Origin of the sequence: Streptomyces sp. F001 (assembly GCF_004187715.1) — a bacterium.
GTDB classification, from domain to species: Bacteria; Actinomycetota; Actinomycetes; order Streptomycetales; family Streptomycetaceae; genus Streptomyces; species Streptomyces flavusporus.
This window is the reverse complement of the sequence record NZ_QZWF01000001.1, coordinates 1,572,917-1,585,933: the sequence shown is the minus strand read 5'-3', so window position 1 is coordinate 1,585,933 and position 13,017 is coordinate 1,572,917. Positions and strand designations below refer to the sequence as shown.

The following is a 13,017-nucleotide window of genomic DNA, read 5'->3' as shown; positions in this document are numbered from 1 at the left end:
CCGCGACGCGCAGGCCGGTTGATTGACCGCGAGACAGGGTGGACTAAAGTGACGCGAAAGCGGGAGGCGAGGCTCTCCCCGCTGGACTGAACTTCCCGAAGACCCCGGCACTGCTGCCGGAGATCTCCCCACGTGCGCGGCGCGTACGTACGGCTCGGCCTCCACCCGCTCCCGGCCGGCTGACGCTTCCGGCGCCGGCAGGCCTCCCCTTCACGAGCGGGCGGGGACCCGGCGGTGCGTACGGCCCGCCGGACCTGAGAGGGCCCCTTGAGCAAGAGTCGACACGTCCCGGTGATGCTCCAGCGGTGCCTGGACCTGTTGGCCCCCGCCCTCCAGGCCCCCGGAGCGGTCGTCGTCGACTGCACGCTCGGCCTCGGCGGCCACAGCGAGGCACTGCTCGCCCGCTTCCCCGAGGCCCGGCTCGTCGCCCTCGACCGCGACAAGGAGGCGTTGCGCCTGTCCGGCGAGCGGCTCGCCCCGTACGGCGACCGCGCCACGCTCGTGCACGCCGTCTACGACGAGCTGCCCGACGTCCTCGACCGGCTCGGCACCGGGCGCGTACAGGGCGTTCTGTTCGACCTCGGGGTCTCCTCCATGCAGCTCGACGAGGCCGACCGCGGCTTCGCCTACGCGCAGGACGCCCCGCTCGACATGCGCATGGACCAGACGACCGGCATCAGCGCCGCCGAGGTCCTCAACACCTACCCGGCGGGTGAGCTGGTGCGGATCCTGCGCGCGTACGGCGAGGAGAAGCAGGCCAAGCGGATCGTCGCCGCCGTCGTACGCGAACGGGAGAAGGAGCCGTTCACGAACAGCGGGCGGCTCGTCGAGGTGATCCGGGACGCGCTGCCGCAGGCCGCCAAGCGGACCGGCGGCAACCCGGCCAAGCGCACCTTCCAGGCCCTGCGTATCGAGGTCAACGGCGAACTCGCCGTGCTGGAGCGGGCGATCCCGGCCGCTGTGCAGGCCCTCGGCGTGGGCGGGCGGATCGCCGTGCTGTCGTACCACTCGCTGGAGGACCGGCTGGTCAAGCAGGTGTTCGCGGCCGGCGCCGCAAGCACCGCGCCGCCCGGGCTGCCGGTGGTGCCCGAGCAGTACCAGCCCCGGCTCAAGCTGCTCACGCGCGGTGCCGAACTTCCCAGCGAGGAAGAGATCGCCGAGAACCGCAGGGCAGCCCCTGCGCGACTGCGCGCGGCCCAGCGCATCAGGGAGGACGTCGAGTGAGGCGGCGGCAAGGGCGGGCGTCCGGGTACCGAGCCCGGGGGAGGGCGAGTGAGTAGGAAACCCGAACCGAGCAGGAAACCCGAGCTGAAGGGGAGGGCCGCCCGCCTCGCGCGGCTTCTTCCCACCGGTCGGGGGCAGGCCGCCCGGACTCCGTTCGTCCTGCTGGTCGTCCTTCTGCTGGGCGGCGGTCTCATCGGACTGCTGGTGCTGAACTCGGCACTCAGCGAAGGGTCGTTCCGACTCGACGACCTGCAGAAGGAGACCAAGAACCTCACCGATGAGGAACAGGCCCTCCAGCGGGACATCGACGCCTACTCCGCCCCCGACGCCCTCCAGCGCCGCGCCCGCGAACTCGGCATGGTGCCCGGCGGGGACCCCGCCTTCCTCGATCCCGACGGCACCGTCAAGGGCGCCCCCTCCGCCGCCGGGCAGGCCTCCGTGCGCACGCCGTTCGTCCTGGCCCCCGAGGCGATGACCGATGAGCTCCCGCCGGGCGCGGCCAGCCCGACGCCGTTCGGCTCCCCGGCCCCGAGCCCCACCCCGGCCGCCCGCACGGCCCCCGCCGCACCCCGCCCGGCATCCACCCCCACCCCGCTCCACCTCCACCCCGACCACGACCCCCGGCAGGTGACGGAAGTGACCGACAGGGAAGCGCCGCACCGCCGCGTGCCCGGACCCGCACGGCCCGACCGCTCCGGCAGCGCACGGCGCCCGGCCCCGGCGCCCGCCCGGCCCGTCGTCCGGCCCCGCCCCGTTCTCCGGCACCGCGCGTCATCCGGCTCGGCAGCCCCCGGCCCCGCCTGCGCATGGTCGGCCTGGCGCTGACCCTCGTACTGCTCGTGTTCGTCGTACGGCTGCTCCAGGTGCAGGCCGTCGATGCGAGCGCATACGCCGCGAAGGCCGAGCGGAACCGGTACGTGGTGCACACCCTCGCCGCCCAGCGCGGCGAGATCACCGACCGCACCGGCGTGGCCCTGGCGACCAGCGTGGACGCGTACGACATCACGGCCGACCCCACGCTGTTCACCCCCGAGCAGCTGGAGATCGGCGACGGGCCCGAGCAGGCGGCCGCCCTCCTCGCCCCGATCCTCGGCCAGGACCAGGCCGAGCTCGCCCGCAAGCTCCGGCCCGAGGACAAGAAGCTCCGCTACGTCAAGCTCGCCGGCCGGCAGACCCCGCAGGTCTGGAAGCAGATCAAGGACCTGAGGACCGCGCTCGCCGACAAGGCGGAGACCGACAAGAGCACGGTCAACGTCCTCGCCGGTATCCTCGCCGAACCCAGCAGCAAGCGCGTGTACCCGAACGGCGACCTGGCCGCCGGAATACTGGGCTGGGTCAACGCCGAGGGCAAGGGCGGCGGCGGCATCGAGCAGCAGCTGAACGGACAGCTGGCCGGCGAGGACGGCAAGATCCGCTACGCCCAGTCCGGCGGCCACCAGGTGCCCACCGTCGGCTCCACCGAGACCCCCGCGGTGCCCGGCTCCGACATCGAGCTGACCATCGACCGGGACATCCAGTGGGCCGCGCAGAACGCCATCGCCGAACAGGTGAAGGAGTCCAAGGCGGACCGCGGCTATGTCATCGTGCAGGACACCGCCACCGGCGAGATCCTCGCCATGGCCAACTCGCCCGGTTTTGACCCCAACGACCTCACCACGGCCGACGCGACCGCCATGGGCAACGCGGCCGTCCAGGACGCCTACGAGCCCGGTTCCACCGCCAAGGTGATGTCGATGGCCGCCGTACTGGAGGAGAACGTCGCCACGCCCGCCACGCATGTCGTCGTACCCAACCGGCTGCACCGCGGCGACCGGCTCTTCAAGGACGACGTCGAGCACCCGACCTGGTACCTCACGCTCAACGGCGTGCTCGCCAAATCCAGCAACATCGGCACCATCCTGGCGACCGGCCAGCTCGGCAAGAACCAGGCGGAGGCCAACCGGGTGCTGTACAAGTACCTGCGCAAGTTCGGCATCGGCAGCTACACCGGGCTCGGCTTCCCCGGTGAGACCAAGGGCATCCTCGCCTCCCCGGACACCTGGTCGACGTCGCAGCAGTACACGATTCCTTTCGGCCAGGGCGTCTCCATCAACGCGATGCAGGCGGCGTCCGTCTACTCGACGGTCGCCAACGGCGGCGTACGCGTGGAACCCACGCTGGTGCGCGGCACGCAGGGACCCGACGGCGTCTTCACGCCCGCCCCGAAGCCGGAGAAGACGCGGGTCGTCAGCGAGAAGACGGCCAGGACGCTCGCCCGGATGCTGGAGTCGGTCGTCGACGACAGGGAGGGCACCGGCACCAAGGCCCGCATCCCCGGCTACCGGGTCGCGGGCAAGACCGGCACGGCCAACCGCGTGGATCCGGCCACCGGCAAGTACCGCGGCTACACCTCCTCCTTCGCCGGATTCGCACCCGCGGACAAGCCCCGTGTCACCGTGTACTGCGCCATCCAGAACGCCACCGAGGGCAGCTACTTCGGCGGCCAGATCTGCGGCCCCGTCTACAAGAAGGTGATGGAGTTCGCCCTGAAGACCCTCCAGGTTCCGCCGACCGGGACGCCACCGGCGAAACTCCCGGTCACCTTCAAACCCTGATCAGCGGCGAGCAGCCGGAACCATCCGTTCAGCACCGAGCACCCAGGAACCACCCGTGACAACGATCACCCCCGATCCCGAGGACCAGAGCGTCCCTCGCCCCTCACTTCGCTCCGGAGCGGGTGCGCCCGGTACGCTCACCGCCGTGCCACACGCTGATCAGTCCCAAACCACCCAGAAGGGCGTTCCCGTGACATATCCGGGCCCGCCACGGCCGGAACGGGTCTCCGCCACACCCCTCGCGGAGCTCGCCGACCAGCTGGGTGTCGCCGCACCGGCCGGCACCGTCGAGGTCACCGGCATCACCCACGACTCGCGGGCCGTCCACCCCGGCGACCTGTACGCCGCCCTGCCAGGCGCCCGCGCGCACGGAGCCGACTTCGTCACCCAGGCCGTCGGCCTCGGCGCGGTCGCCGTGCTCACCGACCCGGCCGGCGCCGAACGCGCCGCCGCCACGGGCCTGCCGGTCCTCACCGTCGAGCATCCGCGCGCGCGGATGGGCGAACTGGCGGCCACGATCTACGGCCGGCCCGGCCACGATCTGCTGCAGATCGGCATCACCGGCACGTCCGGCAAGACCACGACCGCCTACCTCGTCGAGGGCGGTCTGCGGACGGGCGGCCGTTCGGCCGGACTGATCGGCACCGTCGAGACGCGCATCGGTGACGAGCGCATCAAGTCCGAGCGCACCACCCCCGAAGCCACCGACCTCCAGGCCCTGTTCGCCGTCATGCGCGAACGCGGCGTCCGGGCGGTCGCCATGGAGGTCTCCAGCCACGCGCTGGTCCTCGGCCGGGTCGACGGCTGCGTCTTCGATGTGGCCGTCTTCACCAACCTCAGCCCGGAACACATGGAGTTCCACTCCGACATGGAGGACTACTTCCGGGCCAAGGCGCAGCTGTTCACGCCGAAACGCAGCCGTCTCGGCGTCGTCAACATCGACGACGAGTACGGCCGCAGGCTCGCCCGCGAGGCCACCGTCCCGGTTGTCACCTACTCCGCCGAGGGCCACCCCGACGCCGACTGGCGCGCCGAGGACGTCACGGTCGGCCCGCTGGACTCGCCGTTCACCGTGATCGGCCCGAACGGCGAGCGGATCGGCGCCAGGTCGCCGCTGCCGGGCCCCTTCAACGTGGCCAACACCCTCGCCGCGATCGTCGCCCTCGCCGCCGCCGGTCTCGACCCGCAGACCGCCGCCGACGGCATCGCCGCCGTGCCGGGCGTGCCCGGCCGCCTGGAGCGCGTGGACGCCGGACAGCCGTACCTCGCCGTCGTCGACTACGCCCACAAGACCGACGCCGTCGAATCCGTGCTCAAGGCGCTGCGCAAGGTCACCAAGGGCCGGCTGCACGTCGTCCTCGGCTGCGGCGGCGACCGGGACAGGAACAAGCGGGGCCCCATGGGCGCCGCCGCGGCCCGGCTCGCCGACATCGCCGTACTGACCTCCGACAACCCTCGCTCCGAGGACCCCCTCGCGATCCTCGCGACCATGCTCGAGGGCGCGGCCTCGGTGCCCGCGCACGAACGCGGCGAAGTGCTCCTCTTCGAGGACCGGGCCGCCGCGATCGCCGCCGCCGTCGACCGCGCACAGCCCGGGGACACCGTGCTGGTCGCGGGCAAGGGCCACGAGCAGGGCCAGGACATCGCCGGGGTGGTCCGTCCCTTCGACGACCGCCAGGTGCTTCGCGAAGCTATCCAGAAGACCCAGGGATGAACTTGTGATCGCCCTCTCTCTCGCCGAGATCGCAGAAGTCGTCGGCGGGCAGACGTACGACATACCGGATCCGTCGGTGCAGGTGACCGGGCCGGTCGTCCGGGACTCCCGCGAGGTGGAGCCCGGCAGCCTCTTCGCCGCCTTCGTCGGCGAGCGCGTGGACGGCCACGACTACGCCGGGGCCGTGATCGAGGCGGGTGCAGCCGCGATTCTGGGCTCCCGCCCCGTCGGTGTGCCCGCGATCGTCGTCGACGACGTCCAGACGGCCCTCGGCGCCCTCGCCCGGCACGTCGTGCGCAAGCTCGGCACCACCCTGGTGGCGCTCACCGGCTCCGCGGGCAAGACCAGCACCAAGGACCTCATCGCCCAGGTGCTCCAGCGCAAGGCACCGACGGTCTGGACGCCGGGATCGTTCAACAACGAGATCGGGCTGCCGCTGACCGCACTGAGTGCCACCGAGGAGACGAGGTTCCTCGTCCTGGAGATGGGTGCCCGCGGCATCGGCCACATCCGCTACCTCACCGGCTTGACGCCCCCGCACATCGGCCTGGTGCTGAACGTGGGCACCGCGCACATCGGCGAGTTCGGCGGCCGCGAGCAGATCGCCCAGGCGAAGGGCGAGTTGGTCGAGGCGCTTCCCGAAGAGGGAGCCGCGATCCTCAACGCCGACGACCCCCTCGTACGCGCCATGGCATCCCGTACGAAGGCGAAGGTGATCCTCTTCGGAGAGGCCGACGAAGCGGACGTACGCGCCGAGAACGTGCACCTGACGGACACCGGCCAGCCCTCTTTCACCCTTCGCACACCCTCCGGGTGCAGTGATGTGACCATGCGCCTGTACGGTGAGCACCACGTGTCGAACGCGCTCGCCGCGGCCGCCGTCGCCCATGAGCTGGGCATGTCCGCGGAAGAGATCGCCACCGCGCTCTCCGAGGCAGGCTCCCTCTCCCGCTGGCGTATGGAGGTCACCGAGCGCCCGGACGGCGTGACGGTCGTCAACGACGCCTACAACGCGAACCCCGAGTCCATGCGGGCTGCCCTGCGCGCCCTTGTGGCCATGGGCAAGGGGCGCCGTACGTGGGCGGTGCTCGGCAAGATGGCCGAGCTCGGGGACGAGGCGCTCGCCGAGCACGACGCGGTCGGACGGCTCGCCGTCCGGCTCAACGTCAGCAAGCTCGTCGCGGTCGGGGGCAGGGAAGCGTCCTGGCTGCAACTGGGCGCATATAACGAGGGTTCGTGGGGTGAGGAGTCGGTGCACGTGTCCGACGCACAGGCGGCGGTCGACCTGTTGCGCAGCGAGTTGCGCCCGGGAGACGTCGTACTCGTGAAGGCGTCCCGGTCGGTCGGGCTCGAGAGCGTGGCGCAGGCGCTCATCGAGAACGGTGCCGAGGGTGAGGTTGCCGCCCGATGATGAAGCAGATCCTGTTCGCAGGAGTCATTGGCCTCTTCCTGACCCTGGTCGGCACCCCGCTGCTGATCAAGCTGCTCGCCCGCAAGGGCTACGGTCAGTACATCCGCGACGACGGCCCCCGCGAGCACGCCAGCAAGCGCGGTACGCCGACCATGGGCGGTATCGCCTTCATCCTGGCGACGGTCGCCGCGTACTTCCTGGCCAAGGTGGTCACGAGCTATCTGGACCCCGAGGCCGACGCGGCGCCGACCTTCTCGGGTCTGCTGGTACTCGGCCTGATGGTCGGGATGGGTCTGGTCGGCTTCCTGGACGACTACATCAAGATCGTCAAGCGGCGTTCGCTGGGTCTGCGGGCCAAGGCGAAGATGGCCGGCCAGCTGATCGTCGGTATTGCCTTCGCCGTGCTCTCGCTGCAGTTCGCGGATGCCCGCGGCAACACCCCGGCGTCCACGAAACTGTCCTTCATCACGGACTTCGGCTGGACCATCGGCCCGGTGCTGTTCGTGGTCTGGGCGCTGTTCATGATCCTCGCGATGTCGAACGGCGTGAACCTCACCGACGGGCTCGACGGTCTGGCCACCGGCGCCTCCGTCCTCGTCTTCGGCGCCTACACCTTCATCGGCGTCTGGCAGTTCCAGGAGTCCTGCGCCAACGCGCTGGACCTGACCAACCCCAACGCCTGTTACGAGGTGCGCGACCCCCTCGACCTCGCGGTCGTCTCCGCCGCCCTCATGGGAGCCTGCCTCGGCTTCCTGTGGTGGAACACCTCGCCCGCCAAGATCTTCATGGGCGACACCGGTTCGCTGGCGCTCGGCGGTGTGCTCGCCGGTCTGGCCATCTGCTCCCGCACCGAGCTGCTGCTCGCCATCCTCGGTGGCCTGTTCGTCCTCATCACCATGTCGGTGGTCATCCAGGTCGGTTCCTTCCGCCTCACCGGGAAGCGGGTCTTCCGGATGGCGCCACTCCAGCACCACTTCGAACTCAAGGGCTGGTCCGAAGTGCTCGTCGTGGTCCGCTTCTGGATCATTCAGGGCATCTGTGTGATCGTCGGACTGGGCCTCTTCTATGCGGGATGGGCAGCGGAAAAGTGACCAACTGGCAGGGCAAGCACGTCACCGTCGCCGGGCTCGGCGTCTCCGGCGTCCCGGCGGCCAAGGTCCTGCACGGCCTGGGCGCGCTCGTCACCGTCGTCAACGACGGCGACGACGACCGGGCGCGGGCGCAGGCGGCCGAGCTCCAGGCCCTGGGCGTCAAGGTCCGCCTCGGCGACGGCGCCACCCTGCCGGAGGGCACCGAGCTGATCGTCACCGCGCCCGGCTGGAAGCCGGACAAGCCGCTGTTCGCGGCGGCGCACGAAGCCGGCATCGAGATCTGGGGCGACGTCGAACTGGCCTGGCGCCTGCGTGGCCCCGACGCCGCCCCCTGGCTCGCCGTCACCGGCACCAACGGCAAGACCACCACCGTCCAGATGCTCGCCTCGATCCTGAAGACGGCCGGCCTGCGCACGGCCGCCGTCGGCAACATCGGCGTCTCGCTGCTGGACGCGGTGCTCGGCGACGAGCAGTACGACGTCCTGGCGGTCGAACTCTCCAGCTACCAGCTCCACTGGGCGCCTTCGCTGCGTGCCCACTCCGCCGCCGTCCTCAACCTCGCCCCCGACCACCTCGACTGGCACGGCTCCATGGAGGCGTACGCCGCCGACAAGGGCCGTATCTACGAAGGGAATCGCGTCGCCTGCGTCTACAACGCGGCCGACAAGGCCACCGAGGACCTGGTGCGCGAGGCCGACGTCGAAGAAGGCTGCCGGGCCGTCGGCTTCACGCTGGGCACGCCCGCGCCGTCCCAACTCGGCGTCGTGGAAGGCATCCTGGTGGACCGTGCCTTCGTCGAGGACCGGCAGAAGAACGCCCAGGAGCTCGCCGAGGTCTCCGACGTCAACCCGCCCGTCCCGCACAACATCGCCAACGCCCTTGCCGCAGCGGCCCTCGCGCGCGCCTACGGTGTGCCGCCCGAGGCCGTACGGGACGGGCTGCGGGCCTTCACGCCGGACGCCCACCGCATCGCGCACGTCGCCGACGTGGACGGGGTTGCATACGTCGACGACTCCAAGGCCACCAACACCCATGCGACAGAAGCCTCGTTGGCGGCCTACGAGTCGATCGTGTGGATCGCCGGCGGACTGGCGAAGGGCGCCACCTTCGACGAACTCGTCGCCAAGTCGGCCAAGCGACTTCGCGGAGCCGTCCTCATCGGTGCCGATCGTGCCCTGATCCGTGACGCCCTCGCGCGACACGCCCCGGAAGTACCCGTCGTCGACCTCGACCGGACCGACACTGGGGCGATGCTCGCGGCGGTCCGGGAGGCCCGGCGACTCGCCGTTGCCGGAGACACGGTGCTCTTGGCACCGGCCTGTGCCTCCATGGACATGTTCGCCAACTACAACAAGCGCGGAGAGGCGTTCGCGGAGGCGGTTCGCGAACTCGGCGCGGGCGCCTGACGGCGGGTCTCGGCCACGGCGGGTGCTTCGGGACCCTTGGAGGGACGGGTGACTCGGATGTGGCTCGGGTTTGGTCGGCGGGTACCCGCCGGTGGCAGCCGGTGATGTCCGGCAGCCGTACGGGGCGTCCTCCGGTCCGGCGGCCCGTCCGCAGGCCCGCCGCACCCCGGCCGCCGCGCGAGAACCCCTTCGTACGCATCTCCACGCGTGCGCGCAGAGCGTGGGACCGGCCGCTGACCGCGTACTACCTGATCCTCGGCGGCAGTCTGCTGATCACCGTGCTGGGCCTGGTGATGGTCTACTCGGCCTCCCAGATCACCGCCCTGCAGATGTCCCTGCCGGGGTCGTACTTCTTCCGCAAGCAGATGCTGGCCGCCCTCATCGGCGCCGGGCTGCTGTTCGCCGCGTCGCGGATGCCGGTGAAGCTGCACCGGGCGCTGGCCTACCCGATCCTGGCGGGCGCCGTCTTCCTGATGGCCCTGGTGCAGGTGCCGGGGATAGGGATTGCGGTCAACGGCAACCAGAACTGGATCGCCCTGGGCGGTTCCTTCCAGATCCAGCCCAGTGAGTTCGGCAAGCTCGCGCTGGTGCTGTGGGGCGCCGACCTGCTCGCCCGCAAACAGGACAAGAAGCTGCTGGCGCAGTGGAAGCACATGCTGGTGCCGCTCGTGCCGGCCGCCTTCATGCTGCTCGGGCTGATCATGCTCGGCGGCGACATGGGCACGGGGATCATCGTCACGGCGATCCTGTTCGGGTTGTTGTGGCTGGCGGGAGCACCGACCCGGCTGTTCGTCGGGGTGCTGGCGGTGGCCGCGGTGATCGGCACGGTCCTCATCCAGAGCAGTTCCAACCGGCTGGACCGGTTCCGCTGCATCGGTGCCACCGAGATGGGCCCCGACGGCTCCTGCTGGCAGGCCGTGCACGGGATCTACGCCCTCGCCTCCGGCGGATTCTTCGGTTCCGGACTTGGCGCAAGTGTGGAAAAATGGGGTCAACTCCCCGAAGCGCACACCGACTTCATCTTCGCCGTCACCGGTGAGGAACTGGGCCTGGCGGGGACGCTGTCGGTGCTCGCCCTCTTCGCCGCTCTAGGCTATGCAGGCATCCGCGTGGCCGGACGCACGGAGGACCCCTTCGTGAGGTATGCCGCGGGAGGCGTGACCACCTGGATCACGGCCCAGGCCGTGATCAACATCGGTGCGGTGCTCGGTCTGCTGCCGATCGCCGGCGTCCCCCTCCCGCTGTTTTCCTACGGGGGATCCGCCCTGCTGCCGACCATGTTCGCCATCGGGCTGCTGATCGCCTTCGCGCGCGACGAGCCCGCTGCGCGGGCGGCGCTTGCGATGCGGCAACCCCGCTTTGGTAGAAAACGGGGGGCTGGGGGCTCTCAGGGGCCTCGGAGATGGAACACGATGCGACGGCGCGCCTCGGCGGCGCGTACGTCCGGAGAGCGGTGAATTTCGGTGCATGTCGTACTCGCCGGCGGAGGGACCGCCGGCCACATCGAGCCCGCGCTCGCCCTCGCGGACGCCCTGCGCAGGCAGGACCCGACCGTGGGAATCACGGCCCTGGGCACGGAGCGCGGCCTGGAGACCCGACTCGTACCCGAGCGCGGGTACGAACTCGCGCTGATCCCTGCCGTACCCCTGCCGCGCAAGCCCACCCCAGAGCTGATCACCGTCCCGGGCCGGCTGCGTGGCACGATCAAGGCGGCCGAGCAGATCCTGGAGCGCACCAAGGCGGACGCGGTGGTCGGTTTCGGCGGCTATGTCGCCCTGCCCGGCTACCTGGCCGCCAAGCGCCTCGGTGTGCCGATCGTCATCCACGAGGCCAACGCCCGCCCCGGCCTCGCCAACAAGATCGGCTCGCGGTACGCCGCCAAGGTTGCCGTCTCCACGCCGGACAGCAAGCTGCGTGACGCCCGCTACATCGGCATCCCGCTGCGCCGCTCCATCGCCACCCTCGACCGGGCCGCCGTGCGCCCCGAAGCCCGCGCGATGTTCGGCCTCGACCCGAACCTGCCGACCCTGCTCGTCTCCGGCGGTTCGCAGGGCGCCCGCCGCCTCAACGAGGTGGTCCAGCAGGTCGCTCCGTGGCTCCAGCAGGCCGGGATCCAGATCCTGCATGCGGTCGGCCCGAAGAACGAACTGCCGCAGGTGCACCAGATGCCGGGAATGCCCCCCTACATCCCGGTAAGTTACCTGGATCGGATGGACCTCGCGTACGCCGCGGCCGACATGATGCTCTGCCGCGCCGGCGCGATGACCGTCGCCGAACTCTCCGCCGTCGGACTCCCGGCCGCCTACGTCCCGCTGCCCATCGGCAACGGCGAACAGCGGCTGAACGCCCAGCCGGTGGTCAAGGCCGGCGGCGGACTGCTGGTCGACGACGCGGAACTCACCCCTCAGTGGGTGCAGCAGAACGTCCTGCCCGTGCTCGCCGACCCGCACCGGCTGTACGAGATGTCCCGCGCCGCCGCCGAGTTCGGCCGCCGGGACGCCGACGAACTCCTCGTCCGCATGGTGTACGAGGCGATCGCCGCGAATCGTGCACATCGCTAGGAGACGCATCGGCGAGTGAGCCGAAGGGGCGCGCCGGTGTCGAGAGATCGAGCGCGCGGAGGCCCGAAGGGTCGAGCACGGTCGGGCTCTCGACACCGGCTGAGGCGCCCTGGAGGCGAACCGAGCCAGGAAAGGGAGTGCGCGTGGTCGGATCCACCACCGCCGAACGCGGTGCGCGCCGGCAGGAGTCGTCCGGTCCGCTCCCTGCCCGGCGGCTGAAACCGCCCCGGCTTCGTACGATCATCATCCTCGCGATCGCGCTGGTCCTCCTCGGCGCGGGCGGGGGTTGGCTGTTGTACGGCTCGCAGATGCTGCGCGTGGAGCGCGTGACCGTCTCCGGAACCCGGGTCCTGACGTCGGCGCAGGTGCGCGAAGCCGCCGATGTTCCGCTCGGATCGCCGCTGATTTCCGTCGACACCGATGGGATTGAGGCGCGACTTCGTCAGAAATTGCCCCGAATTGACGCAGTTGATGTGGTCCGTTCCTGGCCCCATGGAATCGGTCTGAAAGTGACCGAGCGGACTCCGGTTCTGCTCGTCGAAAAGGGCGCGGAGTTCGTGGAAGTGGACGACGAGGGTGTCCGGTTCGCCATGGTTCCTGAGGCCCCGAAAGGCGTCCCGCTTCTTGAATTGACGATGTCCCGGTCGGGTTCGGCCGCGGCCAGCCACCGGCGCTTCGGCGAGCACCGGCTGGTGCGGGAGGCGGTGCGCGTCGCCGGTGCCCTTCCGGCCGCGATCGCACGCGACACCCGGATCGTCAAGGTCCGTTCCTACGACGACATCTCGCTGGAGTTGAGCGGCGATCGGACCGTCGCGTGGGGAAGCAGCGGGAAGGGGCGCGCGAAGGCCCGTACGCTCGCCGCTCTCATGAAAGCCGCCCCCGCCGCCCGGCACTTCGACGTCAGCGTTCCCACCGCCCCTGCGTCATCAGGGAGTTGACGGGCATCGGCGCAGGCCAGCACCCTGGTTGGGCAGCGCTACGCCTGATCACATAGGGTGAAAAGAAAAACGGGAGGT

10 protein-coding genes are annotated in these 13,017 nt (G+C 70.6%); all 10 read left to right on the top strand.

The annotated features are described in order from the left end of the window. The first annotated feature begins 267 nt into the window (after positions 1 to 267). The 10 genes from rsmH (at position 268) to StrepF001_RS07260 (ending at position 12,939) form a co-directional block, all read left to right on the top strand. A complete protein-coding gene (gene rsmH, locus StrepF001_RS07310; RefSeq protein WP_129797414.1) occupies positions 268 to 1,224 on the top strand; it encodes a 16S rRNA (cytosine(1402)-N(4))-methyltransferase RsmH in 957 nt (318 codons plus the stop codon). 84 nt (positions 1,225 to 1,308) lie between these two features. Beyond that, a complete protein-coding gene (locus StrepF001_RS47320) occupies positions 1,309 to 2,049 on the top strand; it encodes a hypothetical protein (protein ID WP_240797319.1) in 741 nt (246 codons plus the stop codon). Beyond that, entirely contained in the window at positions 2,031 to 3,818 is a 1,788-nt protein-coding gene (locus StrepF001_RS07300) for a penicillin-binding protein 2 (RefSeq protein WP_240797296.1), read from the top strand. Before StrepF001_RS47320 ends, StrepF001_RS07300 begins: the two co-directional genes overlap by 19 nt. Positions 3,819 to 3,873: 55 nt before the next feature. Then, positions 3,874 to 5,532: a UDP-N-acetylmuramoyl-L-alanyl-D-glutamate--2,6-diaminopimelate ligase gene (locus StrepF001_RS07295; protein WP_206306776.1), complete on the top strand. Its 1,659-nt coding sequence runs from the start codon at positions 3,874 to 3,876 to the stop codon at positions 5,530 to 5,532. A 4-nt stretch (positions 5,533 to 5,536) separates the two neighbouring features. Beyond that, on the top strand, positions 5,537 to 6,943 hold the full coding sequence (murF, locus tag StrepF001_RS07290) for a UDP-N-acetylmuramoyl-tripeptide--D-alanyl-D-alanine ligase (RefSeq protein WP_129797411.1): 1,407 nt from the start codon (positions 5,537 to 5,539) through the stop codon (positions 6,941 to 6,943). Further along, positions 6,943 to 8,034, top strand: coding sequence for a phospho-N-acetylmuramoyl-pentapeptide-transferase (gene mraY, locus StrepF001_RS07285; protein WP_129797541.1), 1,092 nt, complete (start codon positions 6,943 to 6,945; stop codon positions 8,032 to 8,034). Before murF ends, mraY begins: the two co-directional genes overlap by 1 nt. Beyond that, the gene (murD, locus tag StrepF001_RS07280; RefSeq protein WP_129797410.1) at positions 8,016 to 9,440 is read left to right on the top strand and encodes a UDP-N-acetylmuramoyl-L-alanine--D-glutamate ligase; all 1,425 of its coding nucleotides are present in this window, start codon (positions 8,016 to 8,018) and stop codon (positions 9,438 to 9,440) included. The genes mraY and murD overlap by 19 nt, the downstream gene beginning before the upstream one ends. A gap of 104 nt (positions 9,441 to 9,544) precedes the next feature. After that, on the top strand, positions 9,545 to 10,897 hold the full coding sequence (ftsW, locus tag StrepF001_RS07275) for a putative lipid II flippase FtsW (protein ID WP_129797409.1): 1,353 nt from the start codon (positions 9,545 to 9,547) through the stop codon (positions 10,895 to 10,897). Positions 10,898 to 10,903: 6 nt separating this feature from the next. Continuing rightward, a complete protein-coding gene (gene murG / locus StrepF001_RS07270) occupies positions 10,904 to 12,001 on the top strand; it encodes an undecaprenyldiphospho-muramoylpentapeptide beta-N-acetylglucosaminyltransferase (RefSeq protein ID WP_129797408.1) in 1,098 nt (365 codons plus the stop codon). A gap of 143 nt (positions 12,002 to 12,144) precedes the next feature. Continuing rightward, the gene (locus tag StrepF001_RS07260) at positions 12,145 to 12,939 is read left to right on the top strand and encodes an FtsQ-type POTRA domain-containing protein (RefSeq protein ID WP_129797407.1); all 795 of its coding nucleotides are present in this window, start codon (positions 12,145 to 12,147) and stop codon (positions 12,937 to 12,939) included. Positions 12,940 to 13,017: the final 78 nt, after the last annotated feature.

Excerpts from the sequence above, each read along its gene's own strand:
- ftsW (WP_129797409.1), top strand. The coding sequence starts at position 9,545 with ATGTCCGGCAGCCGTACGGGGCGTCCTCCGGTCCGGCGGCCCGTCCGC.
- murD (WP_129797410.1), top strand. The coding sequence starts at position 8,016 with ATGGGCAGCGGAAAAGTGACCAACTGGCAGGGCAAGCACGTCACCGTC.
- mraY (WP_129797541.1), top strand. The coding sequence starts at position 6,943 with ATGAAGCAGATCCTGTTCGCAGGAGTCATTGGCCTCTTCCTGACCCTG.
- StrepF001_RS07300 (WP_240797296.1), top strand. The coding sequence starts at position 2,031 with ATGGTCGGCCTGGCGCTGACCCTCGTACTGCTCGTGTTCGTCGTACGG.